This window comes from Bifidobacterium asteroides (genome assembly GCF_019469425.1).
GTDB classification, from domain to species: Bacteria; Actinomycetota; Actinomycetes; order Actinomycetales; family Bifidobacteriaceae; genus Bombiscardovia; species Bombiscardovia asteroides_I.
Map to the genome: position 1 here is coordinate 935,074 of NZ_CP048272.1, position 25,511 is coordinate 960,584.

The window sequence follows — 25,511 nt, forward strand, 5'->3', positions numbered from 1 at the left end:
TTTATTGAACGCGTCCTCAGGCCACGAAGGTGATAGGCGCTGCCAGCTCCTGGCCGGAGGCATCCCGGCGCATGTCCACGTCGGGCAGTTCGACCGGTGATCCAGCAGCGGTGCTGGCGTGCAGGGGCCAAGCGCCCACCCGGGCCAGCAACAGGGTGTCCTGGCCCTTGAGGAAGCGCTGTGAGCGCACGCCGCCCGTTCCACGGCCCTTGACCGGATACATCTCCAGCGGGGTCAGCTTGGCCGACCCGTTCTCGGTACCGGGCAGGGCCTCGGAGTCGCCGGCTACAGTCAGGACCACAGCTCCGGCCTGTGTGCTCATGCCATCCTCTCCGGTCTCCTGATAGGTCCAGCCGATCTCTCCGGCCGGCACGACTGCGAAGGTGGCGACCTGGCAGCCCTGGGCCAGACGGATGCCTGCCATGCCGGCTGCATTGCGGCCCTGGGGGCGAACCTTGTCCCCGGTGAAGGTAAGCAGGCTGGCGTCCGAGGAGATGAGCACCATGCGGTCCCCGTCCTGGCAGGGGGCTGCGAAGACCACTTGGTCGTCTTCCTTCAAGTCGATGACTGACCAGGAGTCCATGGTGGTCGGGGATTCTCGGTTCCAGCGCTTGACCGTGCCTAGCCGGGTGCCCAGGGCCAGGGGCCGGGAGTCGGCCATGTCGATGACAGTGACGGCGTGCTCGTCGGCCTGAGGCTCGGTGCTGGCTGTTCCGCCCAGGAGCTCGTCTGCAACGATGCCTCCGGTCAGGTTCGGGTTGGCGGTGGCTGGGATCAGCGGCAGGTCGGCCACAGGGGCGGTGATAAGCCGTCCAGCTGTGGTGACCAGGCCGTAGGTGGCCAGGGTGGTGGTGGCGAATATGGCGATTATCTGGTCGTCATGACCGCGGTCCTGGTTGCGCGGCCGGGAGCGCCAGGCATCCAAGGCGCTCGGGGTGCTGCGTGCCAGCAGGCCGGTGGCGCTCATCATGACCGTGCAGGGCTTGTCCTCCATGTGCAGGTCGCCGCCGTCGCCGCCGCGGTTGGCTCTTCCGCTGGCCAGCAGTGCAGCCTGGGAGCCAGCAGCGACTTTACCTGAGGTCTGCTGAGCGGTCTGCTGATCGCTGGCTGCCGACTGCACGGGGGCCAGGTCGCCGGAGGGCTCCTGGTCCAGGATGACCGTGCGCCTGGGCGTGCCCCACTGGGCCACCGCCTGATCCATCTCATGGATGGCCACCCGGTCCAGCTCGGCAGAGGAGTCCAGAATCCGCTCCAGTCCCTCCAGCTGCTTGTTGAGGTCGTCGCGCTCGCCCTCCAGCTCGATCCGGCTCATCTTGGTCAGCCGCCGTAGCCGCAGGTCAAGAATGTACTGGGCCTGGGTCTGATCCAGGTCGAAGACCGCCATGAGCTTGTTCCTGGCCGCGTCCGCGTCATCCGAGCTGCGGATGACCTGGATGACTTCGTCGATGTCGACCAGGGCCAGCAGGAGCCCCTCGACCAGGTGCAGGCGCTCCAGGGCCTTCTTGCGGCGGAACTCGCTGCGCCGGTGGATGACCGTGCGCCGGTGCTCCACCCAGACCTCCAGCAGTTCCTTGAGCCCCATGGTCCTGGGCCGTCCGTGGACCAGGGCCACGTTGTTGATGGTGAAGGAGTCCTCCAGGGGCGTGTACTTGAAGAGCTTGCCCAAAACCTTGCCCGGGTCGAATCCCGTCTTGATTTCAATGACCAGGCGGGTCCCGTTGTGCCGATCGGTCAGGTCGATGGCACTGGAGATGCCCTCCAGCTTGTGGTTGCGCACCCCGTCCGAGATGCGCTCCAGAACCCGCTCGGGGCCCACCATGAAGGGCAGCTCGGTAACCACGATGGCTTTCTTGCGGGCAGTCACGTTCTCCAAGTGGGTGACGGACCTGGTCACGAAGGCCCCCCGACCGTGCTCGTAGGCCTTGCGGATGCCGTCCCGCCCCACGATGATTCCGCCGCCGGGCAGATCCGGGCCGGGCACGTAGCGCATCAGTTCGTCCAGGCTTGCGTCCGGGTGGGCCATCAGATACTTTGCGGCGGCCACCACCTCGCCCAGGTTGTGGGTGATCATGTTGGTGGCCATGCCCACGGCGATGCCCGAGGCCCCGTTGACCAGCAGGTTGGGGATGGCCGATGGCAGGACCTGGGGCTCCCTGAGCTTGTTGTCGTAGTTGGGGGAGAAGTCCACCGTGTCCTGGTCGATGTCGGCGTTCATGCCCAGAGCCGCCGGGGCCAGCCTGGCCTCGGTGTAGCGTGATGCCGCCGGTCCGTCGTCCAGGGATCCGAAGTTGCCGTGGCCGTCGACCAGGGGCAGGCGCATGGCGAAGGGCTGGGCCAGCCGGACCATGGCCTCGTAGATGGATGAGTCGCCATGGGGGTGCAGCTTGCCCATGACCTCGCCCACGGCCCTAGCGGACTTCATGTAGGGGCGGTCAGGGTTGAGGTTCATCTGGCCCATCTGGTAGATGATCCGCCGCTGCACAGGCTTGAGTCCGTCGCGGGCGTCGGGCAGGGCCCTGGCGTAGATGACCGAGTAGGCGTATTCCAGGAAGGACTTACTCATCTCCTCGTTCAGAGGGGTTTCGACGATGTGCTCCTTGACCTGCCGGGGGTCGTACCCCGCCGCCTTGCTCCTGCGATGAGTTGCCATGCTCAAGCTCCTGCTCCTTCACGTTCCGCCTTATGATAACCGGACGGTCTGCCAAAGCATTGATAGCCGGGATGCAGTGTCGGCCTGGGGCCTGACCGTGCTTGAATGGGAAGCATGGGTCTGGATACACCTGACATGAAGGAACTGCTGCAGCCGAGTTCGCCTATCCAATACGGGGACCGGGCGGGAGACAACCATGTTGGCGGACCCCGGCATCTGTCCGCTGTCCTGCCGGCCCTGAGCGCCTGTCTGGGAGCGCCCGTGGCCACTGACGTCCATCCGTCTGCCAGGGCCCTCCAGGAGGCCCTGGGACTGCCTGACGCCCAGTCGGTGGTCGTCGTCCTGGTGGACGGTCTGGGATTCTGGAACTTGGTCAGCCGCCAGGGTCACGTGCCCTATCTGCGCTCGTTGCTGTCCGAACCCATCAATCAGCGTCCCCTCTATACCAGCCTACCGTCGACGACCGTGGCGGCCATGGGGGTCTTCGGCACCGGAACCAGCCCTGGACTGACCGGCATGACCGGCTATACCCAGCTGAATCCGGACACCGGCCAGCTGAGCCAGATGATCCAGTTCAGGGGTGCTCAGGATCCCGAGCGCCTGCAGCGCCGTCCAACGGTCTTCGAGACTCTCCAGGCGCAGGGGGTCCGTGTGACCTCGTCAGGTCTGCCGCGTTTTCGCAACTCCGCCCTGACCCGTGCGGCTCTGCGCGGCGGGGAATACCTGGGCCACAACCACTCCCGTCAGCGTCTTCTAGCAGCCTGCGAGGCTGCCAGCCAGCCAGGATTGACCTACCTCTATATCCGCGATGTGGACAAGGTGGGCCACCACAGTGGTTGGGAGGGCGAAGAATGGGTGGCCGCTCTCGAAGCGACCGATGCACAGCTGGCCGAGCTTCATCGCCGTCTGCCCGCCGGGACGCTGACGGTTATCGTAGCCGATCACGGCATGGTCGAGGCTGATCCGGACCAGCGCATTGACATCGCCCTGGATCCGGAGCTGAACCAGGATGTGCAACTGGTGGGCGGCGAGCCCAGGGCGGTCATGCTCTACTTGGATCAGGGGGCGGATCCTCAGGTTGTGGCTGCTCGCTGGCGTGAACGTCTGGGGGAGCTGGCCTGGGTACAGACCCGGGACCAAGCCATCGAACGGGGTATCTTCGGCCCTGTAGATGCCCGGATTCGACCTATGATCGGCGATCTTCTGGTTCTAGCCGGCGACCGGGTCACCTTGGTGAATTCTGCAGATCAGACTGATGCAGCGACCAGACTGCCTGGCGTCCACGGCTCATGGACCCGTATGGAGACGCAGGTTCCCTGTCTGATCGATCTGGTCTGACTGCTTGGGATAACGAACTCAGCTACTTGCCGAAGAGGATCTCATCCCAGCTGGGTACGGCCGACCGCCCGGAATGCTTTTTGGCCCGCTTGTCGCGGCGACCCTCCTTGGGCTCGTCGTCCTGCTCGTCCTGACCGGCGTCATTGCCCTGATTCTGCTGCTGGGGCTGCTCCTGATCGGCCCGGCTTCGCCCATGGCTCTGCACGGGCAGGACCATGGTGGATTCGTTGTCTCTGATGGGAGGATGTTCGGCCGTGTCGGGGTCCTCGGTCAGTTCAGCACGTGGGTGGCTGGGCTCTCGGTCGGCTATCCGCTCCTGGTCTTCCTTGGGCTTGCCATAGAGCCAGGCCGTGAGCGCCGCCTGACGCTCGCCGTCCTCCTGGTCTTCCGATCCAGAATCCTCTTGCTCGATTTGGGCAAGGGCATTCTCCTGATTTGGAGGCCGTCTGTCGGTCTGGTCATCGATCTCTTCGGCGGGGCTCTGGTCCCAAGCGGGCCGCTCCTGTTCATGGTCGTCTGCAGAATCGGCCAGCAACATCCTTGCCGCCCCGTTCAGGCAGGTCACGGTGTTGTCATGCATGTTCCAGGCCCAGCGGGCGTTGAAGATCCGCTTGTCCAGCGTGAACACGCCGTTGATGTTCCAGGGTTCGTACCCTCGTCTGGTGGCCTGCCATGAAACCTGTGCCAGACTGACCCCAGCACGGGCCAGCACCTTGCCGATCAGTTCCTGGTAGTTACGCCCGCCCGACCCCTTGGGCGCCGGCATGGTCAGGAATTGCTCGATGGCGTACTTCTTTTCGGTCTCCACCGGGGCCGCGAAACGCCGTACCAGCGCTTCGTTGACAGCGTATTGCTGAGCCACCTGCTCGGGGCGGGCGCCGGCGCGCACAGCCGCCTGGATGGCAGAGACAGGCAGAGGCTTGGACTTGCCCGTCTGGGGGTCCACGTCTTCCTCCTCCTTGACCTGCTTGGCCTCAAGAATGGCGCGATCAAGCGCATCGTCGACCCTTACCGCGAAGTGCCGATGGTCACAGACGAAGACCAGATCGCCCCTGTCGTCGACATGGTCAAAGCTGGCCACCCTGGTCCCATTCTCAGACATGCACGCCCCTATCCTCTTGCGGTTCCTTTACACGGCCTTAGGTATTTCCATTGTGCCCTACGGTTGGTATTTTACGTGCTTTTGAAATCGTGTATCCTATGCGCAGTACATATCGTGTGAATGACCGGCGTACGAGGTGGCTGGTCGAACAAGGAAAGGGTACACGATGGCACAGGATTACGATACCCCGCGCGACAAGGACGAAGACGAGGAATCCCTGCAGGAGCTTGGCAAAAGCGGCCAGGATGCCGGGGCTGACCTTGACGACGACGAGAACGCCATCGCCGAAGACTACGAGCTGCCTGGTGCAGACCTGAGCAATGAGGACTCTTCGGTGACCGTCATTCCCATGCAGGGTGATGAATTCATCTGCTCCAACTGCTTCCTGGTCAAGCACCGGAGCCAGCTGGCCTACACCACCCCCGACGGCAAGCCCGTCTGCAAGGAGTGCGCCGCCTGATGGCCTATGACGAGTCCTACAACGAGCCCGAAGCGGTCGAGGTCCTGTTCAAGTCCTTGAACGGGTCCGACGTGCCGGAATACGCAATGCCCGGCGATGCAGGGGCTGATCTGCGTGCCAGGGTGGATGTAGATCTGGCCCCTTTCCAGCGGGCGTTGGTGCCCACTGGAGTGGCCTTGGCCTTGCCCAACGGCTACGTCGGCTTGGTTCATCCGCGCTCGGGACTGGCAGTCAAAATGGGGGTGACCGTGCTCAACGCGCCCGGGACCATCGATGCCGGGTACCGTGGTGAAATCAAGGTTCCGCTGATCAACCTGGATCCGCATGAGTCGGTCCACTTCGACCCAGGGGAACGCATCGCCCAGCTGGTCATTCAGCGTTACGTGCAGGCCCGTTTCGTGCCCGCCGAACGCCTGCCTGGTTCTGTGCGTTCGGATGGCGGGTTCGGCTCAACCGGCCGCTGAGGCACCCTTCGGACACGGGCAGCCTGAATGGGCTAGGCGCAAGTGTAGGATTGGTGCATCATATCGCTACATTGGAGGCTTGAATGGTCACTCAGGAGGGCAGCGTCTGCAGCAACGATGTCGGCGATCAGACCCCTTCTGGCCTGTCCTCCAGAGCCTTGGGATGTGAGGTCAGCGACGATCCGCTCAACCCCCTAATGCCCATCTGGGAGATTTGCGCCGCCCATCATCCGGGCGAGGATCTGTCCATGCTCCAGCGCGCCTACGATCGCGCTGTGGTCCAGCATGCCGACCAGAGGCGCAAGTCCGGCGAGCCATACATCATCCATCCGCTGGCTGTGGCACAGATTCTGGCAGACCTGGGCATGGGGCCCACGGTGGTTTCGGCCGGTCTGCTGCACGACACTGTGGAGGACACCGACTACACCCTGGAGCAGTGCAGGGACGAGTTCGGCGACACGGTGGCCGGCCTGGTGGACGGGGTCACCAAAATATCCAAGATGGACTATGGTGATTCGGCCCAGGCCGAGACCATCCGCAAGATGATCGTGGCCATGAGCCGAGATGTGCGCGTCTTGGTAGTCAAGTTGGCCGATCGGGTCCACAACGCCCGCACCTGGCGCTACGTCAAGGCTTCATCAGCCCAGCGCAAGGCGCGCGAGACCCTGGATGTCTATGCGCCCCTTGCCAACCGGCTGGGCATGAACGCCATCAAAACCGAATTGGAAGAACTCAGCTTCAAGACCCTCTATCCCAAGATCTACCACGAAATCGTGGTGCTGGTCTCCCGCAGGGCGGGCCAGCGGGAGGTCTATCTGAAGCAGATCCTGGACGAGATCCACGAGGATCTGGACGCCCAAGGCATCAAGGCCCAGGTGACCGGACGGCCCAAGGACTATTTCAGCATCTACCAGAAGATGATTGTGCGCGGGCACGATTTCGCTAACATCTACGACCTGGTCGGGGTGCGGATCATTGTGGACACCATCCGCGATTGCTATGCGGCTCTAGGCGCCGTCCATGCCCGCTGGAGTCCGGTGCCTGGGCGGTTCAAGGACTACATCGCCATGCCCAAGACCAACCGCTACCAGTCCCTGCACACCACGGTGGTAGGCCCGGGCGGCAAGCCGGTGGAGATTCAGATCCGCACCTGGCAGATGCACCGTCGTGCCGAGTTCGGCATCGCCGCCCACTGGAAGTACAAGGAGAACGGGTCTGCCGGCCGCGAGCTTTCCCAGCCTGACAAGTCCGATGTCAAGCGTGAGCGCCAGGAGGGGGAGCTGAGCCAGGAGGACAACCTTACCTGGATCCAGCAGCTGGCCGACTGGACCAGCGAGACTCCTGACTCCAATGAATTCCTGGGCTCCTTGAAGGATGATCTGGGCTCGGCCGAGGTCTATGTGTTCACTCCCAAGGGCAAGATCATCTCCCTGCCGGCCGATTCCACGCCGGTGGACTTCGCCTATGCCGTCCATACCGAGGTGGGCCACAGAACCATGGGCGCGCGCATCAACGGCCGTCTGGTCCCCCTGGATACCAAGCTGCGCAACGGGGATACGGTGGAGATCCTGACCAGCAAGTCGGACACCGATGGGCCTTCGCGCGACTGGCTCAGCTTCGCCAAGAGCCCCCGCGCCCGCAGTAAGATCCGTCAGTGGTTCAGCAAGGAGCGCCGTTCGGAGACCATCGGAGAGGGCAAGGACGAGCTGATCCGCGCCATGCGCAAGCGGAACCTGCCCGTGGCCACTCTGCTTACCCCCGAAGCCATGGTGGGGGCTGCCGACGAGCTTAACTATCCCAATGAGAATGCGGTCTACGCCGCCATAGGCGACGGACAGGTCTCCACTCAGAATGTGATTTCCCGGCTGGTCAATGATGCCGGCCGGTCAGCCCTTGAGGACGAGGTGGAGCAGGAGGCCATTCCCCTGCAGCGGGTCACCAAGTCCAGCCGGCCGGAGACCTCCCAGGGGATCTCGGTCAAGGGTGTGGACGATGTCTGGGTCAAGCTGGCCCGTTGCTGCACCCCAGTGCCGGGAGATCCCATCACCGGGTTCATCACCCGCAACCAGGGCGTCTCGGTCCACCGGTCCGACTGCCAGAATCTTCTGGACCTGCGCAAGAAGCAGCCCGAACGGATCATCGAGGTCTCATGGACGGGCAAACAGGGCACCTTTATGGTCCAGATCCAGGTGGAGGCCCTGGATCGGCCCCACCTGCTCTCGGACATCACCCAGGTGCTGTCCGACCACGGTGTCAACATCCTGTCGGGCAGCCAGTCCACAGGCCGGGACAGGGTGGCGATCAGCCAGTTCGTCTTCGAGATGGGCGACCCCCAGCACCTGAACACCCTCCTGTCGGCTGTCAGGAAGATCGACGGTGTTTTCGACGCCTACCGGCTGACCGGAGCCAAGGGTTCGACCAGTCCGCATATGCGGGCCATCTGACCGTCCCCGCAACCACCTCTATGTCTGTTTTTCTCTACCCTCTTGCGAGGGCATCCTTCCCACGGTTCTTTCGAATTGATCACTTGTTTTAAGCCTCGGGGATTCACCGGTCCAAAGTCTCAACGACGGTTATAAACGATGGCTACAAAAAGACCCCCAGTGATCAATGACCAGCCCGGGGGTCCTAGCGGCAACTGCTGCGATCAGCGCACGGCGTTCATCCACTGCTCCTTGGTGGCCTTCTCGGCCTCCAGCTTTTGCTTCTTGGCCGGATCCTGCTCAGCGGCGATTCGCCGGTCCAGGTCCTCAAGCTGGGCGGCCAGCTGCTGCTCGAAGCTGGAGACGCGGGCATCCGCCTCGGGGTCAGACTGGTTCCAAGCCGCATCCTCCACAGCCTTGATCTGCCGATCCACGGCATCCATCCTGCCCTCGATCCGGCGCACGTCGTCACGGGGGACGAAGCCGATGGCGTCCCATTCCTCCTGGATCTTGGCCAGTTCCTGCCGGGCCTGCTTGGCAGCCTTGGTGTCTTTAACGGGCAGCAGGGCCTCGGCCTTGGCCACCAGGGCCTCTTTCTTAGTCAGGTTTTCGCGCTCGTTGACAGAGGTCTTGTCCCGGTCGGCCTGACGGGCGTTGAAGAAGACGTCTGCGGCCTGACGGAACCGAGCCCAGAGGGCATCGTCATCCTGGCGCCCTGCCCGTCCAGCCTGTTTCCAGCGGTCCATGAGCTCGTTGAACTGGTGGGAGGTGGGTCCCCAGTCGGTCGAGTCCTTGATCTGGTCGGCCTCAGCGATGATCTCCTCCTTGATCCGCTTGGTCTCGGACCGCTGGGCATCACGCTGCTGGGCCCACTTGCGGCGGGCCTGGTTGAAGGTGGTGCGTGCGGAGGAGAAGCGCTTCCAAAGCGCGTCCGCGTCGGCCTTGTCGATGCGGATGGTGGTGCGCTGGTGGTGCTGCCACTGCTCGAAGAGGGAACGGAACTTGTCCGCTGTGGAACGCCAGTTGGTGGAGTCACCCAGGGAGGCGGTCAGTTCTTCGGCCTTCTCCACGATGGCGGTCCGCTCCTTGATGGCCTTGGCCATGGCGTCCTTGCGGGCCTGCGCCAACTCAGCCTTGCGGGCCTGACTCTGTTCAGCCAGCTGGTCCAGCTGCGTGCGGAGGGCGGCCAGATCGCCGATGGCCTCGGGCTTGCTGGTCTCCTCCTTGAGCGAGGCCATGGACTCGTCGATTTCGTGGGCCTTGATCTTGGGGCTGCGCAGCCTTGAGGCGAAGAGGTTCAGCTTCTCCTTGAGGTCTAGGTATCGGCGGGCGTAGAGGTTCAGGGCCTCCTTGGCATCGGCATTGGGGAATTGGCCTACCTGGCGCTCCTGATCGCCCTCGCGGACGAAGACGTTGCCTTGCTCATCCACCCGGCCGAAGGCTTCAGCCTTGTCGATCTCCTCCTGGCTGTAGGTAGGGGCGGCTGGAGCGGCCTTGACGTGAGGGGCCTTGTGTGCCAGAGCCGCAGGGGAGGGAACCGCCTTGGGCTTTACCGGCTTGGGCTCAGCCGGTACCGGTGCGCTCTGGGTCGGCGCATCCTCAGTAGAAGCGGTCTGTCCGGCTTCGGGCGTCGTCGCAGCGGCGACCTGGCCCTCCGCGTCCGCGGTGTGCTCCTCCTGCGGTGTCGAGGTGTTCTCGGGTGTGATGGCGGTGTTGTCGGCCATGGCCAGCTCCTTAGGCTTGTGTGTTGGGGAGATCGCAAAATATGGCAAAACCATTTTCCTTGACCTCCTATAGTATAGGTTCTTATGGCAAAAGGCACATCTCTATCCGGTTTCCCTGAATGGCTTCCTTCACAAAGAGTGGTGGAGCAGCGCATCATCGACACGCTCCGCAAGGTCTTCGAATTGAACGGCTATATCGGCATCGAGACCAGGGCTGTAGAAGAGGGCTCCAGCCTGCTTAAGAAGGGGGAGACCAGCAAGGAGATCTACCTGCTCTCACGACTGCAGGACCTGGGCCAGGAGAAGGATGTGCCGGTGGAGCGCCGGCTGGGTCTGCATTTTGACCTGACTGTGCCGCTGAGCCGCTATGTGGTGGAGCACAGCAACGACTTGACTTTCCCCTTCAAACGCTGGCAGATTCAGAAGGTCTGGCGAGGGGAGCGCCCCCAGGAGGGACGGTTCAGGGAGTTCGTTCAGGCTGATATCGATGTGATTGGCAACGGGGTGTTGCCCGACCACTATGAGGTCGAGGTGCCCCTGGTCATGCTGAGCGCCCTGGAGGGGCTGCGGGCCTTCGGACTGCCCAAGCCCACCGTGCACGCCAACAATCGTAAGCTCTCCGAGGGATTCTACCGGGGTCTGGGTCTGGGAGACGTCGAGGGCGTTCTGCGCGAGATCGACAAGCTGGACAAGATCGGCCCTGACGAGGTAGCCAACCTGCTGGTCAGTGAGTGCGGTGCAGATCAGGATCAAGCCAGGGCTTGCCTGGATCTGGCCGAGCTGACTGCCGACGACGGCAAGCAGCTGCGCCAGCGGTTCGATGCCTTGGTCGACAAGGTTGGCATCGATAAGGAGTCTTCTTCATATGCCCTGGCCATCGAGGGGCTGGAGACGCTGGCCATGATCATCGACGAGGCCGCCCGCATCCGGCCGGGCTCGGTCATCGCCGACCTGAAGATTGCCCGCGGTCTGGACTACTACACCGGCTCGGTCTACGAGACCTTCCTGGAGGGGGCGCAGTCCCTGGGCTCCATTTGCTCCGGCGGCCGTTATGACAACCTGGCCAGCCAGGGAAACCGCACCTACCCGGGTGTGGGGCTGTCCATCGGGCTTTCACGGCTGCTCTCCTTCCTGCTGGCCCATGGCGTCCAGGCCTCCCGGGTCTCTCCGGCGGCGGTCATGGTCGCCGTCTGGGACGAGGAGGATCGCACCGACAGCAACCACATCGCCCAGGACCTGAGGGCCAGGGGGATAGCTGCCGACGTGGCTCCCACCGCAGCCAAGATTGGCAAGCAGATTCGCTATGCCGACCACTTGGGCATCCCCTATGTCTGGTTCCCAGCTAAGGAGGGCCAACAGAAGGGCGACCAAGTCAAGAACATCATTACCGGCGATCAGACTCCGGCCGACCTGGTGTCGTGGACGCCGGATAGCCTGTATGCCCGGCAGAGTGTGGAATACCAGGCCTGACGCAGGGGCAGGCCGAGCATTATGGAGGTACAGGAAAGCATGGGCCAGTCGGCTTACAGAACGAGCTACGCCACAGATGTCACGCAGGATATGGTCGGTCGTCAGGTGACGGTGGCCGGATGGGTGGATCGCCGACGTGATCACGGCGGCGTGGCTTTCATCGATCTGCGTGACCGCTCCGGCCTGGTGCAGATCGTCATCTATGACGAGGAAGAAGCCCGCCCCCTGCGCAGCGAGTACGTGATCCAGGTCACCGGCAAGGTCCGCGAACGTCCCGAGGGCAATGACAACGAGCATCTGTCCACCGGGCACATCGAGATTGTGGCCGATAAGATCGAGGTTCTTGCCAAGTCGGCCGCCCTGCCCTTCCAGGTGTCCACTGCCCTGGAGAACGAGGCCGAGAACAAGCTGCCTGGCGAGGATGTGCGGCTGCGCTACCGTTATCTGGACCTGCGCCGCCCCTCCATGCAGCGCAACATCCGCTTGAGAGCCGCCATGAACCGGGCCGCCCGTGCTGCCCTGGACAAGATGGACTTCTGCGAGATTGAGACACCGACCCTGATCAAGTCCACCCCCGAGGGTGCCCGCGACTTTCTGGTGCCGGCCCGTCTGGTGCCCGGATCCTGGTACGCCCTGCCGCAGTCCCCCCAGCTGCTCAAGCAGCTGCTGATGGTGGGTGGCTTCGAACGTTACTACCAGATTGCCCGCTGCTACCGCGACGAGGACTTCCGTGCTGACAGGCAGCCTGAGTTCACTCAGCTGGACATCGAGATGAGCTTTGCTTCCCAGGAGGATGTCATGGCCATGGCCGAGCAGGTCATTGCCGAGGTCTGGAAGGCTGCAGGATACGAGGTCACCCTGCCCATCCCGAGGATCAGCTGGCAGGAGGCCATGGACAAGTACGGCTCCGACAAGCCCGACCTACGCTTCGGCAACCCCATCGTCGAGCTGACCGACTACTTCAAGGACACCCCCTTCCGGGTCTTCCAGGCCCCCTACGTAGGTGCCGTGGTCTACCAGGGCGCGGCCAACCTGCCTCGCAGACAGTTCGATGCCTGGCAGGAGTGGGCCCGACAGCGGGGTGCCAAAGGCCTGGCATACGTCCAGTTCACCGGCGATGGTACCCTCAAGGGTCCCGTGGCCAAGAACCTGTCTGATGCTGAGCGTCAGGGCCTCAAGGAGGCCGTGGGTGCCTCGGATGGCGATGCCGTCTTCTTCGCAGCCGGTCCCCGTGAGGCCTCGCAGACCCTGCTGGGTGCGGCTCGTGTGGAGATCGCACGCCGCCAGGGGCTGCTCAAGCCCGACGAATTCGCCCTGACCTGGGTGGTGGACTTCCCGCTCTTCAAGCCCACCGACGACCCGGATGACGACGATGTGGCCGTGGGCCATTCCAAGTGGACTTCCATGCACCACCCCTTCACCATGCCCTCGGCTGAATGGATCGACCGATTCGACAAGGATCCCGAGCATGCCATGAGCGACTCCTACGACATCGTCTGCAACGGCGAGGAGATGGGCGGCGGTTCGGTGCGTATCCACCGCGACGACATCCAGGACCGGGTCTTCAAGGTGCTGGGCATCGGCCCCGAGGAGGCCCAGGAGAAGTTCGGCTTCCTGCTGGAAGCCTTCAAGTATGGCGCTCCGCCTCACGCGGGAATCGCCTTCGGCTGGGACAGGACCGCTCAGATTCTGACGGGAGCGGACTCCATCCGCGATGTCATCGCCTTCCCCAAGTCCGGCGGTGGTCAGGATCCCATGACTGGGGCTCCGGCGCCCATCTCCGACCAGCAACGCGCCGAGACCGGCGTGGACTGGGAACCGGATCAGGAGAATGCCGACTGAGCGCACTTCGTCACTGATTGACCGACCAGAGTCTATAAGGGCTGGAATCCTGTGGGATACCGGCCCTTACTGTTTATGCGCGTTTATGCGCCAGGGAGTTAATCAGTCGCGCTTGGCCAAAGGCTCCGCTTTCCAGCAGAACCGTTTCTATGGCCGTTCTGCAACAAAGGATGAGTAAACTGCCCAATATGAGAGAAACAACCAAACATCCGTCGGAGCGGATTCTGCCGGAGAAACCGGCCTCGGAACGCCCCGTCAAGTACAAGTCCGGGCCGCTGGTCGAGCTGGCCCACGTCGAAAAGCATTTTGGCAGCCTGCACGTCCTCAAGGACATCAACTTGCAGGTCGACACCGGCGAGGTGCTGGTGGTTGTCGGACCCTCGGGCTCCGGCAAGTCCACCATGTGCCGGACCATCAATCGTCTGGAGTCCATCGACTCCGGTGTCATCAGGATCGAGGGCGAACCCCTGCCCCAGGAGGGACGCGACCTGGCTCGGCTCAGAGCCGAGGTGGGCATGGTCTTCCAGTCCTTCAACCTCTTCGCCAACAAGACCATTCTGGAGAATATGACTTTGGCGCCCATCAAGGTGCGCCACATGCCCAAGAAGGATGCCGAGGACCTGGCCATGGACCTCTTGGCCCGGGTGGGCGTGGAATCCCAAGCCTCCAAGATGCCCTCACAGCTCTCCGGCGGCCAGCAACAGCGTGTGGCCATCGCCCGCGCGCTGGCCATGCAGCCCAAGGTCATGCTCTTCGACGAGCCCACATCAGCGCTGGACCCGGAGATGGTCAACGAGGTGCTGGACGTCATGATCCAACTGGCCCAGGAGGGCATGACTATGATCTGTGTGACCCACGAGATGGGCTTTGCGCGGCAGGCCGCCGACCATATCGTCTTCATGGCCGATGGGCGCATCTTGGAAAAGGACGACCCCGACGACTTCTTCGATCACCCCAAGACCCAGCGGGCCGCCGACTTCCTGTCCAAGATTCTGGCCCACTGAAGCAGGAGGGAAGCATATCCGCATGAATGCAAGTATGCATGGCATGGGCCGGCCGCTGAAACGGCTGGCCAGGAATCTGACCGCGATCCTGTGCGCTCTGGGTTGTCTGGTCTCACTGGCGGCCTGCGGCTCTGACAAGGAGGCAGGCAAGATCCGGGTGGGCATCAAGTTCGACCAGCCTGGTCTGGGCTTCAAGAAGGCCGGGACCTATGTTGGCTTCGACGTGGACGTGGCCACCTACATCGCCGGCAAGATGGGTTACAGCGCCGACGACATCGTCTGGAAGGAGGCCCCCTCCAAGCAGCGGGAGGCCATGCTCCAGAACGGCGACGTGGATATGATCCTGGCCTCCTACTCCATAACGGACGAGCGCAAGCGGGCTGTCTCCTTCGCCGGACCATACATCGTGGCTGGCCAGGACCTGCTGGTTCGCAAGGAGGACCATCAGATCCGCGGCCCCGAGGACCTCAATGGCAAGCGCCTGTGCTCGGTGACCGGATCCACCTCGGCCGTCACCGTCAAGAAAAAGTTTGCCAAGGAGGTCCAGCTGATGGAGCAGCCCGGCTATGCCGAATGCGCCACCGCCCTCTTCTCCGGCATCGTCGATGCGGTCACCACTGACGACATCATCCTGGCCGGGTTGGCCTCAGCCTCCCGGGGAAGACTGCGGCTAGTGGGCAAGCCCTTCACCCAGGAACACTACGGCGTGGGCATCAAGAAGGGCAATACCAAGCTGGCCCACAAGATCAACATTGCCTTGGCTGAGATGGAGGCCAACGGTTCCTGGCAGCGGGCGCTGGAGAACAACACCCGGGGCACCCACTACAAACCCGACCCGCGATACAACCCGCCTAGGCCCATGGAGGGGGAGTGAGATGTCAACCATCATCGAACTGTTTTCCGACTACGACATTCCAGCAGCCTTCTGGGTCAATATCCAGCTGACCCTCTGGTCGGCCCTCTTCTCGCTGATCCTGGGCATCATCTTGGTGATCATGCGTATCTCGCCCATCTCATCCCTGCGGGCCGTCGGCCGAGGATATGTGGAGTTCTTCCAGAACATGCCTTTGACCATCATCATGGTCTTCATGGTCCTGGGGGCCTTCGCCCAGCTCAAGATCAGTTTCTCGCCGGTATTCTCCGTCAACTTCTTCTGGCTGGCGGTGACGGGCCTTTCCCTTTATACGGCGGCCTTCGTCTGCGAGTCTCTGCGCTCGGGCATCAACACGGTGCCTCTGGGCCAGGCCGAGGCGGCCCGCGCTCTGGGGCTGAGCTTCTTCCAGTCGGCCTCGCAGATCATTCTGCCCCAGGCCTTCCGTGGGTCGGTGGCGCCCTTGGGCAACACTTTCATTGCCCTGCTGAAGAACTCCACCGTGGCTGCAGCTGCCTCCGTGGCCTCCGAGAGCTCCTCCCTGATGAGCGAGATGATCGAGTTCCACGCCAATGCCATCGTGGCCATCTTCCTCATCTTCGCCCTGGGCTATGTGATTCTGGTTCTGCCCATTGGGGCTTTGACCACGTATCTTTCCAACAAGCTGGCAGTGAGGAGGTGAGCGGCCATGTCACAGGACAATGAGAGTTCGTTGCTCTTTGATCAGCCCGGTCCCAAGGGCCGGCGCACCATACGAATAGTCAACTGGATAGCTGCCGTCATTTTCGCCATAGTGGTCATCCTGGTGCTGATGAGGCTCCACAACCCACCGGAGGGTGAGAACCAGCTGAGCTGGGAGCTCTGGCGCCCGGCCCTAGACTACGAAGCCTGGTCGGACTTCTACCTGCCCGGGCTCTGGCTGACCATCAAGGCCTCAGTGGTTGCAGTGATCGGCTCGGTCATCTTTGGGTTCATTTTCGGCATCGGCCGTTTGCTGCCCAACGGGTTGGTAAGGGCAGTCTCAGGCATCATCGTGGAGTTTTGCAGGGCAGTCCCGGTGCTGATGATGATGATCTTCTTCTGGCGTTGGTTCGCCTTTGCCGGAATCAGTCAGGCCTCTTACTGGGCCGTCGTTCTGGGCCTCATCCTCTACAACGGCTCCGTGGTGGCCGAGTTGATCCGCTCGGGAGTGGGCAACCTGCCCAATGGCCAGCGCGAGGCCTCTTTGGCCTTGGGGTTGACCAGGACCCAGTCTCTGATGCAGATCGAGGTTCCCCAGGCCGTCTATGCCATGTTGCCGGCGGCTGTGACCCAGCTGGTCGTGGTTCTCAAGGACACGGCTCTGGGCTCCATCATCATGTACACGGATCTGCTGCAGGAGTCCCGTCGTCTGGGCTCCATGTACTTCAACATCCTGCAGACCCTGGTGGTGGCCTCTGTGGTCTACTTCTTCGTCTGCTTCCTGCTGTCCCACTTCGCCCGCTGGTTGCCCGAGAAGATGCAGGAGCGCACCGCCGCCCCCGCCGACTTCGTGGAGCCGGTCGCGCCCGTGGCCATCATGGATCCCTCCAATGTCAACCAGATAGCCGTGGCCAAGGAGGTGGACGAGGACCGGTACGGCGGTGCGCCGTTGCAGTACCATGCACATCACCGTGGATCTAACGCCTCCATTCAGCACTGGAGGAAGACCCGCTACATCCAGGGCTATGACAGGACCCAGCCCGACACGCTGGTGGATCCGCACAAGGGAAGCCTGGAGATTCCGGATTTCCTCAAGCCTGGACGCGGCGGCCGCTCCGATGGCGAGAAGAAGGACGAGGGCAGGAATCAAGAGGGCAGGGACAAGGACTGACAGTCCTCAGCTCCTATGATCCGAAGCCAGTCTCCGGCCGGACTTGTGTGCCTGGCCGGATAGACTGGTGGGCATGGTCCAAGAACATGCTGTTTCCTCAACCGCCTCAACTGACCAGCCCGCCTCCCTGGGCGACCTGGTACCCGAAGCGGGAGGCCCCCGCAATCTGACCGAGGATCAGATCTACGACCGCTTCTTCTCCTGGGTGGCTTCCCAGGGCATCACTCCCTGGCCGCATCAGGAGGAGGCCGTTCTCTCCCTGGTTTCAGGAGACCATGTGGTTCTGTCGACCCCGACCGGCTCGGGCAAGTCCATGGTGGCCCTGGGCATGCACTTCATCGCCCTGTGCACCGGACGCCGCTCCTATTACACGGCCCCCATCAAGGCTCTGGTTTCTGAGAAGTTCTTCGACCTGGTTTCAATTCTCGGCCGCGATCGGGTGGGTATGATCACCGGCGACACCCACATCAACACGGATGCCCCGGTCATCTGCTGCACTGCCGAGATACTGGCCAACCAGGCGCTCCGGGAGGGCAGGCATGCCGATATTGGCTGCGTGGCCATGGATGAGTTCCACTATTACGGGGATCCAGACCGTGGCTGGGCCTGGCAGGTGCCCCTGCTGACCCTTCCCGATGTGCAGTTCCTGCTCATGTCGGCCACCCTGGGCGACGTGGATCAGATTGCCCGGGACCTGGAGCGCAAAACTGGGGTGAATGTGGACATCGTGGCCGATGCCCCCCGGCCGGTGCCGCTGGATTACCGTTATGTGGACACCCCGCTGCCTGTCACTGTGGAGTCATTGATGTCCGATGGTGATTCGCCGGTCTATATCGTTCATTTCTCCCAGGACGCCGCCCTGGAGACGGCCCAAGCCCTATCCAGCACGGGGGTTTCCGACCGGGGGCAGCGAGACCGGATCAAGGAAGCCATGGCCTGCACTCGTTTCACCACGGCTTTTGGCAGGATTCTGCAGCGCTTGTTGCGCACCGGCGTCGGGGTCCACCATGCGGGCATGCTGCCTAGGTATAGGCGCCTGGTGGAGCAGTTGGCCCAGGATGGCCTTCTGCCGGTCATCTGCGGCACGGACACTCTGGGGGTTGGCATCAACGTGCCCATCCACACCGTCCTGCTGACCGGGCTGACCAAGTTCGACGGCTACAAGATGCGCCGTCTGCGAGCCAGGGAATTCCACCAGATCGCAGGCAGAGCCGGACGCATGGGCTTCGATACCAGTGGCCTGGTTGTGGCCGAGGCGCCCGAATACGAGATAGAGAACGCCAAAGCCGTGGCCAAGGCTGGCAACGACCCAAAAAAGCTCAAGCGGATCAAACGCAAGAAGCCCCAGGAGGGGTTCGTCACCTGGGACAAGGGGACCTTCGACAAGCTGATCGAGGCCCGTCCCGAGACCTTGACGCCGCACCTGAAGATCACCCATGCCATGGTCCTCAACGAAGTCGACCAGGGCGGGGATGCCAGAAGGCGGGTGGAGGATTTGATCGAGGATTCCCGTCAGAACCCGCAGCAGAAGGAGCATCTGCAGGACCGGGCCGACGAGATTTTCCAAACCCTAACCGACACCGGAGTCATCGAGACCGAGCGGAACCCGGACGGCGGCCTGGACTACTTCACGACCGTGGATCTGCCCGAGGACTTTGCCCTGGACCAGCCCCTCTCGCCTTTCCTGCTGGCCGCCCTGGAACTGCTGGATCCCGAGGACCCTGATTACGACATGGATCTGCTCTCCATGGTCGAGGCCACCTTGGAGGATCCTCGGCAGATACTCAAGGCCCAGCAGCGGCAGGCCCGCGATGCGGCCATCCAGCAGATGAAGGAGGATGGCCTGGAGTATGAGGAACGGATGGAGCGCCTGCAGGAGGTGACCTGGCCCAAGCCCTTGGAGAACCTGCTGGGGGAGGCCTTCGACCGCTACCGTCGGGACGTTCCCTGGGCCAACGACTATGAGATCCGTCCTAAGTCCGTTCTGCGGGACATGATCGAGACGGCCTCGGACTTCAACGGCTACATCGCCCGCTACGGAATATCCCGGTCGGAGGGGACCCTGCTGCGCTATCTGTCCGATGCTTACCGGGCTCTGAGCAGGACGGTTCCCGAAGAGTTCATGGATGAGCGGCTGGAGGACATCCTGGCCTGGCTGGGACTGATCGTGCGCTCGGTGGACTCCAGCCTGGTGGATGAGTGGGAGGCTGCAGGCAGGGCCGCAAATGGCGAAGTCACAAGCGGCTTGGATACCGCCCCGCCCAAGGAGGAAAACCGGGTGGTGGCGGACCGGCGGGGACTGGCCCTGCTGGTCCGCAATGCCATGTTCCAGCGGGTGGAGCTGGTGGCCGCCGACCGGCCGGAGGCCCTGGCCGACCTGGATGCAGACTGGGGATACGGCATACGAGCCTGGGGCGACGTGCTGGACGACCTCTACCAGGATCATGAGCAGATCCTGACCGATACTCAGGCCCGGTCTTCGGACTTCTTCAGCCTGGATGACCGGGACGAGCGTCAGGGGCACACCTGGCGGGTCCAGCAGATCTTCGACGATGTGGAAGGCGAACGTGACTGGGGCATTGCCGGCATCGTGGACCTGGATGCCACTCAGGAGAACGGTCAGGTGGTCTTCAGGGAATACCGGGTGGGTCCCATCGAGGAGCTGATGGACATCTAGACCCGGATCCTTAGAGGACCTTGGAAAGGAAGGACTGCAGCCGGGGGCTCTGCGGATGGCCGAAGATCTGCTCGGGCGTGCCCTCCTCCTCGATGATCCCGGCATCGGTGAAGATCACCCTGGAGGAGACCTCCCGGGCGAAAGCCATCTCGTGAGTGACCAGAATCATGGTCATGCCGCCCTCGGCCAGGGAGCGAATGACTTCAAGAACATCGCCCACCATCTCCGGATCCAGGGCCGAGGTGGCCTCGTCAAAGAGCATGATGTCCGGGTGCATGGCCAGTGCGCGGGCGATGGCCACACGCTGCTGCTGCCCGCCTGACAGGTCCGTGGGCCGAGCGTCCGCCCTCTCTTCCAAGCCGACGATTTCCAGCAGGTCCAGGGCCTGCTGCCGGGCATCCTCCTTGGGGGTCTTGTGCAGCATACGGGGGGCCAGCATGATGTTGTCGGCCACGCTCATGTTGGGGAAGAGGTTGAAGTGCTGGAAGACCATGCCCACGTGCTCGCGTAGCTTGTCAATGTTGGTCTTTGGATCGGAAATGTCAATTCCATAGACGCTGATCGTGCCCGAGGTCGGCATCTCAAGGGCGTTGATGCAGCGCAGCAGGGTGGACTTGCCCGCGCCCGAGGGGCCGATGATGGAAATAACCTCGCCCGGCTTGACCTCCATGTCGATCCCCTTGAGGACCTCAGTGTCACCGTAGCGCTTGTGCAGGTCGCGGATGGATACGGCCATCTGGGACTTTCCTTGGCTGAGGCGACTTTGGTTCTGACGGATGCGACGTGTCAGTCGTCCGGTGTCCATGTCCGGGTCCTCGAAGTTCATCGGTGCAGCCTCCTATCGAGCATATTGGCCATCCAGGTCAAGGCGCTGATGGCGACGAAGTAGATGACTCCTACCATGAACAGGGTTTCGGTCACGCGGAAGTTGGCCGCGTAGATCTGCTGGGCCTGATAGAGCAGTTCGCCGAAGCCGATGGCCAGCAACAGGGAGGAATCCTTGAGCATGATGACTAGCTGGTTGATGATGGAGGGCGTGGCGATTCTGACGGCTTGGGGCAGGATGACCCGGCGCAGGGCCATACGACGTGTCAGGCCCAGACTGCGGGCACCCTCCATCTGCCCGACGTCAACCGAGTCGATGGCCCCACGCACGATCTCGACCAGGTAGGCTCCGGAATTCAGGGACAGTGTCAGCGCGCCTGCCAGCCAGATGCTGATGCGGTGGCCGATCAACTGGGGGACGCCCAGGTAGAAGAAGAAGGCCCAGACCAGGACGGGTGTACCTCTGAAGACCGCTACGTAGATTCGGGCAATCCAAGACAGGATACGGTTGGGGCTGATTCGCCATAGTCCCAGGATGATGCCGATGGCCAGAGCGATGACGAAGGATATGGCCGTGATGGCCAGGGTGTTGCGCAGACCCAGCATCAGGGAAGGGAAGGCCTGGCGGACCAGCCCAAAGAATCCTGGCCGGGAGGCGGAGGCACTATTGCTGGAATGGCCGCTGCCCACATAGGAATCGACCAGTTTTTTGTAGCTGCCGTTGGCCTTCATCCTGGCCAGACCCTCGTTGAAGGCTGCCACGAACTCCTGGTTCTCGCCCTTGCGGACGGCCGCTCCGTAGGAGGCGCCGGGCTCCTTCTTGGTCACAGTCTTCAGCCCGTTGCCTTGGGCGATGCCGTAGGCCAGGACCGGATAGTCGTCGATAACCGCCTGGGCATTTCCGGACTTGACCATCTCATACATGGTGGAGGACTGGTCCACCGCCTTGACTGTGAAACCGTACTGGGCTGCCCGCTGCTTGGCGAAAGCCTCGCCCTCGCTGCCCGTCTTGACGGCCACCACGGTGCCGCGCAGATCCTTGTAGCTGTGGATCTGGTCGTTGTCCTTGGCGATGGCCATCTGTACGCCGGAGTCGAAATAGGGGTCAGTGAAGTCGTAGACCTGCTTGCGCTGGTCGGTGATGGTCATGCCGGCTATGACCACATCGGCCTGTTGGGAGTTCAAGGCTTGAAGGGCGGCGTTGAATCCCAGGGACTGGACCTGCACCGAGAACCCCTCGATATCGGCGATTTTGCGGATCAGGTCCATATCGATGCCGACCAGGTTCCCGGACGAGTCACGGAACTCAAAGGGGGCGAAGGTGGTGTCGGTGGCGACACGGAAGGTGCGTCCATGGACCGCCTGCGAGGCGGGGGAGCTCTGGGCCGCCTGCGCCGGCGTGGCCAAGGGGGCGACGATCAGGGCTGAGAGCCCCAGGACCAGGGCGAACAGGCCCATGGTCCACCTGCCTGGACCCGAGGTCCATCCCTGGCGAACATGCTTGGCGATCACTGGCGATTCTCCTTATTGTTCCGACCTGTGCCGGTCCCGGTTTTTCCCAGGCGGACGGCTTTGCTGCTGCCTATGGCCTTCCTGAAGATATTCAGGTTGATGACCAGTAAACTGTACACATACCGTGTTTCCGGAACCCAACTACGCGCTGGGCGATACGGCCATATGAGTTCCCAGTCTAGCGCGTTCGTCCTTCTGATTGCGGCAGATGCAGGCTTATGCTGGTGAGGGCGGGGAGCCATAGGGGCCCCGAGGAACGAGGTATTGCATATGGTTGATGATCTCTTCCAGGCGGCGGATCCCCCCGAGGAACATACCCTGCCTCTGGCGGTCAGGATGCGGCCCAGGAGCCTGGACGAGGTGGTCGGCCAGGATAAGGTCACAGCTCTTGGAACACCGCTGGAGCGGCTGGCCCGGTCGGATCCGAACAACCGTCTGACGGCTCCCAGCTCGGTCGTTCTTTTCGGCCCTCCAGGGGTGGGCAAGACCACCCTGGCCTACATCGTCGCCCGACAGTCCGGGCGGCATTTCGAGGAGCTTTCGGCTGTCACTTCGGGGGTGAAGGAGGTGCGGCAGGTCCTCGCCCAGGCTCGGGAGCGGCTGGTCAGCCAGGGTCAGGAGACGGTCCTCTTTATTGATGAAGTCCACCGTTTTTCCAAGTCCCAGCAGGATGCCCTGTTGCCCAGCGTGGAGAACCGGGATGTGACTTTCATCGCAGCCACCACCGAGAATCCCAGCTTTTCGGTCATTGCCCCCCTGCTTTCCCGCTCGGTGGTGGTCAAGCTGGAGGCCTTGGACGACCAGGACCTGGCCAAGCTGGTCCGCAGGGCCGTAAAGGACCAGCGGGGGCTTAAAGACCAGGTACGGCTGGATCCAGGGGCTTTGGACCAAATCGTGCGTTTTGCCGGAGGCGATGCCCGCCGGGCCCTAACCATTCTGGAGGCTGCGGCTGGAGCGGTCACTGAGGACGGGCCTCGTGCTAAGGGTGCGCGTCGGCCTCTGATCAATGCCAAGGTGGTCTCCTCGGTCATGGACGTGGCCGCCGTCCGCTATGACAAGAAGGGCGATGATCACTATGACGTGGCTTCGGCCTTCATCAAGTCCATGCGGGGGTCCGACGTGGATGCGGCCCTGCACTACCTGGCTCGGATGATTCGGGCAGGCGAGGACCCGCGCTTCATCGCACGACGGATCATGATCGCTTCCGCCGAGGAGGTGGGCATGGCCTCTCCTGAGGTGCTGGAGATTACGGTCGCGGCTGCCCAGGCTGTGGCCATGGTGGGCATGCCAGAGGCCCGGCTGATCCTGGCCGAGGCGGTCATCGCTGTGGCCACGGCACCCAAGTCCAACGCCTCCTACCTGGCCATCAACCAGGCCCTGGAGGACGTGGACGCCGGGCATATCGGCCAAGTCCCCCTGCACCTGCGCAACGCTCCCACCAAGCTGATGAAGGCCTGGGGCAACCACGAGGGCTATCAGTATGCCCACGATGCGCCGGATGCAGTGGCGCCTCAGCAGTACATGCCGGACGAACTGGTCGGACGACGCTACTACCACCCCAATGATCGGGGTTATGAGCGTCAACTGGGCCCCCGTCTGGAAGCCATCAGGGCCATCCTGGACAGGGCCGCCGGGCCGGAGGGAAACGCCGGGTCTGGGCAATGACCGTCCAGACTCCTATACTGGGCACTCAATAGACGTTGAATAGTCACACAATGACCGAAACGCCGCAGGGTCCAGGCCTTCCGTATTGACGGTCGCCAAGCTCCCACGAGGAGTCTGTCGCCGTCGGCAGGTCTGGCATGAACGCATGAGGCTTGGCTGCCTCATGCACGGGCGCGAGGGTGACGATGTCGACAGCGGTCATTGACAAAGCAGACATATCCGGACAATCCAAGAATTTCGGCCTCGCTGAGGATGACTTGGCGGTCCGCGAGATTACCCGGCGAGTAGACAATGCTCGTGAATCGGCTACTTTTTACAAGATTGTGGCCCTGGTGGCCGCGGGCATGCTGATGGACAGCATCGATGTCTATGTGGGCAGCGCCGTAGCCAGTTCGGCCTTGAGCACCGGGTGGTCCACGGTCGCCCAGAATTCCCTCTTCCTGTCGGCTGGTTTCCTGGGGCTCCTGGTGGGCTCGCTGCTGGCCGGGTTCATTGGAGACCTGCGGGGTCGCAAGACCGCCTACCAGATCAACCTGTTGCTCTTCGGAGGCTTTACTCTGCTGGGCGCTCTGGCTCCGAACATGGCCGTCCTCTCGGCTTGCCGTCTGGGGGCCGGGCTGGGTCTTGGCGCCGAGATCGTCACCGGATTCTCCATGGTCAATGAATTCGCTCCCATCCGGCACCGCGGCCGTTGGAGTGCCATCGTCTCGCTGGTGGCTAACACCGGAGTGCCACTAGCCATGCTCCTGTGTGCCTGGATTATTCCGCGCTGGTCCTGGCGGCCGCTCTTCGTGGGCATTGGCCTGGCGGCTGCGCTGATCTGGTATCTGCGGCGCGACATTCCCGAGTCTCCCCGCTGGCTGGCCCTGCACGGGCGGATGGGCGAGGCCGTCCAGGTGGTCGAGCTTCTGGAGGCTGGCAATGGCCGGGAAGGGTCAAGCTCCGATTCAGTCGGGGGTTCCGCCCACGCTGGGAAGAATGATGGCGTTGAGGCACCTGCCAAGGCATCGGGCAGTATTGTCCGCGGTCTGATTGTGGCCACCGTGGCAGTTTCGGCTACCAACGTCTGCTCCTATGCTTTCACATCCTGGGTGCCCACCATCCTGCTCAAGCGGGGCATAGATCTGAGCGGATCCCTGTGGATCAGCACCCTGATGATGCTGGGTGCCCCCATGGGCTGCCTGATCGGATCCCTGCTTCTGGACCGGATCGGCCGCAAGCGGATCATCGTCACGGCCTTCCTGCTGACAGCGGTCTTCGGTCTGCTCTACGCCGCGCAGACCAGCCAGGTCACTGCCATTCTGGTGGGCATTCTGCTCATGGGCAGTCTTTACGTCCTCATGTCGTCGGTGGTGGCCGTCTATGCGCCTGAGCTCTTCCCGACCACAGTCCGATTCCGCTGCGTGGGCATCGCCAATGCCATTGCCAAGCTCTGCAATGTGCTCATGCCCGTGCTCATCGGTGCCATGCTCAGCCAATGGGGGAGCACCTCAATCTTCGTCACCATCAGCTTGGTGGCTCTGGCTTCCATGCTGGTTGTGGGTCTGGTGGGATGGGAGACTTCCGGCCGTTCGGTGGGCTGACAGCGGCCGGCGCAAGGGTGTGAAAAGTCTGAAAAGCAAGGGGCCTGGC

At 62.7% G+C, this 25,511-nt stretch carries 18 protein-coding genes; 13 read left to right on the forward strand and 5 right to left on the reverse strand.

Going from position 1 to position 25,511, the window contains the following annotated elements; translation table 11 throughout:
- Positions 1 to 16: 16 nt before the first annotated feature.
- Positions 17 to 2,650: a DNA gyrase/topoisomerase IV subunit A gene (locus GYM67_RS03575; RefSeq protein WP_220237156.1), complete on the reverse strand. Its 2,634-nt coding sequence runs from the start codon at positions 2,648 to 2,650 to the stop codon at positions 17 to 19.
- A 114-nt stretch (positions 2,651 to 2,764) separates the two neighbouring features.
- Between GYM67_RS03575 and GYM67_RS03580 the strand changes: the two genes are divergently transcribed.
- Complete coding sequence (locus tag GYM67_RS03580; RefSeq protein ID WP_220237157.1) at positions 2,765 to 3,988, forward strand: alkaline phosphatase family protein; 1,224 nt, start codon at positions 2,765 to 2,767, stop codon at positions 3,986 to 3,988.
- Positions 3,989 to 4,010: 22 nt separating this feature from the next.
- Here GYM67_RS03580 and sepH read toward each other — a convergent pair whose 3' ends face one another.
- The gene (gene sepH / locus GYM67_RS03585) at positions 4,011 to 5,090 is read right to left on the reverse strand and encodes a septation protein SepH (protein ID WP_220237158.1); all 1,080 of its coding nucleotides are present in this window, start codon (positions 5,088 to 5,090) and stop codon (positions 4,011 to 4,013) included.
- 166 nt (positions 5,091 to 5,256) lie between these two features.
- Here sepH and GYM67_RS03590 point away from each other — a divergent pair, with 166 nt between their 5' ends.
- The 3 genes from GYM67_RS03590 (at position 5,257) to GYM67_RS03600 (ending at position 8,458) form a co-directional block, all read left to right on the forward strand.
- A complete protein-coding gene (locus GYM67_RS03590; protein WP_024627827.1) occupies positions 5,257 to 5,550 on the forward strand; it encodes a DUF4193 domain-containing protein in 294 nt (97 codons plus the stop codon).
- Positions 5,550 to 6,014 carry a dUTP diphosphatase gene (gene dut / locus GYM67_RS03595; protein ID WP_220237159.1) on the forward strand — a complete coding sequence of 155 codons (465 nt, stop codon included), beginning with the start codon at positions 5,550 to 5,552 and terminating at the stop codon, positions 6,012 to 6,014. Before GYM67_RS03590 ends, dut begins: the two co-directional genes overlap by 1 nt.
- Positions 6,015 to 6,097: 83 nt before the next feature.
- Positions 6,098 to 8,458 (forward strand): RelA/SpoT family protein, encoded by a 2,361-nt coding sequence (locus GYM67_RS03600; RefSeq protein WP_258561567.1) that lies wholly within the window; start codon positions 6,098 to 6,100, stop codon positions 8,456 to 8,458.
- A gap of 203 nt (positions 8,459 to 8,661) precedes the next feature.
- Here the strand turns inward: GYM67_RS03600 and GYM67_RS03605 are convergent, their stop codons facing one another.
- The gene (locus GYM67_RS03605; protein WP_220237160.1) at positions 8,662 to 10,161 is read right to left on the reverse strand and encodes a DUF349 domain-containing protein; all 1,500 of its coding nucleotides are present in this window, start codon (positions 10,159 to 10,161) and stop codon (positions 8,662 to 8,664) included.
- Positions 10,162 to 10,245: 84 nt separating this feature from the next.
- Between GYM67_RS03605 and hisS the strand changes: the two genes are divergently transcribed.
- From hisS to GYM67_RS03640, 7 genes are all read left to right on the forward strand, one after another.
- On the forward strand, positions 10,246 to 11,631 hold the full coding sequence (hisS, locus tag GYM67_RS03610) for a histidine--tRNA ligase (protein ID WP_220237161.1): 1,386 nt from the start codon (positions 10,246 to 10,248) through the stop codon (positions 11,629 to 11,631).
- Between the two features lie 39 nt (positions 11,632 to 11,670).
- On the forward strand, positions 11,671 to 13,473 hold the full coding sequence (aspS, locus tag GYM67_RS03615) for an aspartate--tRNA ligase (RefSeq protein ID WP_220237392.1): 1,803 nt from the start codon (positions 11,671 to 11,673) through the stop codon (positions 13,471 to 13,473).
- 188 nt (positions 13,474 to 13,661) lie between these two features.
- A complete protein-coding gene (locus tag GYM67_RS03620; protein WP_295730094.1) occupies positions 13,662 to 14,477 on the forward strand; it encodes an amino acid ABC transporter ATP-binding protein in 816 nt (271 codons plus the stop codon).
- 43 nt (positions 14,478 to 14,520) lie between these two features.
- Entirely contained in the window at positions 14,521 to 15,351 is an 831-nt protein-coding gene (locus GYM67_RS03625; RefSeq protein WP_220237394.1) for a glutamate ABC transporter substrate-binding protein, read from the forward strand.
- A gap of 1 nt (position 15,352) precedes the next feature.
- The gene (locus GYM67_RS03630) at positions 15,353 to 16,030 is read left to right on the forward strand and encodes an amino acid ABC transporter permease (protein WP_220237162.1); all 678 of its coding nucleotides are present in this window, start codon (positions 15,353 to 15,355) and stop codon (positions 16,028 to 16,030) included.
- A 6-nt stretch (positions 16,031 to 16,036) separates the two neighbouring features.
- Positions 16,037 to 17,200 carry an amino acid ABC transporter permease gene (locus GYM67_RS03635; RefSeq protein ID WP_220237163.1) on the forward strand — a complete coding sequence of 388 codons (1,164 nt, stop codon included), beginning with the start codon at positions 16,037 to 16,039 and terminating at the stop codon, positions 17,198 to 17,200.
- A gap of 73 nt (positions 17,201 to 17,273) precedes the next feature.
- Positions 17,274 to 19,877: a DEAD/DEAH box helicase gene (locus GYM67_RS03640; RefSeq protein ID WP_258561568.1), complete on the forward strand. Its 2,604-nt coding sequence runs from the start codon at positions 17,274 to 17,276 to the stop codon at positions 19,875 to 19,877.
- Positions 19,878 to 19,887: 10 nt separating this feature from the next.
- Here GYM67_RS03640 and GYM67_RS03645 read toward each other — a convergent pair whose 3' ends face one another.
- On the reverse strand, positions 19,888 to 20,613 hold the full coding sequence (locus GYM67_RS03645) for an amino acid ABC transporter ATP-binding protein (RefSeq protein WP_220237396.1): 726 nt from the start codon (positions 20,611 to 20,613) through the stop codon (positions 19,888 to 19,890).
- An 86-nt stretch (positions 20,614 to 20,699) separates the two neighbouring features.
- On the reverse strand, positions 20,700 to 22,214 hold the full coding sequence (locus GYM67_RS03650; RefSeq protein ID WP_258561569.1) for an amino acid ABC transporter substrate-binding protein/permease: 1,515 nt from the start codon (positions 22,212 to 22,214) through the stop codon (positions 20,700 to 20,702).
- A gap of 270 nt (positions 22,215 to 22,484) precedes the next feature.
- Here GYM67_RS03650 and GYM67_RS03655 point away from each other — a divergent pair, with 270 nt between their 5' ends.
- Positions 22,485 to 23,879 (forward strand): replication-associated recombination protein A, encoded by a 1,395-nt coding sequence (locus GYM67_RS03655; protein ID WP_220237164.1) that lies wholly within the window; start codon positions 22,485 to 22,487, stop codon positions 23,877 to 23,879.
- Positions 23,880 to 24,064: 185 nt separating this feature from the next.
- A complete protein-coding gene (locus tag GYM67_RS03660) occupies positions 24,065 to 25,462 on the forward strand; it encodes an MFS transporter (RefSeq protein ID WP_220237398.1) in 1,398 nt (465 codons plus the stop codon).
- Positions 25,463 to 25,511 lie beyond the last annotated feature (49 nt).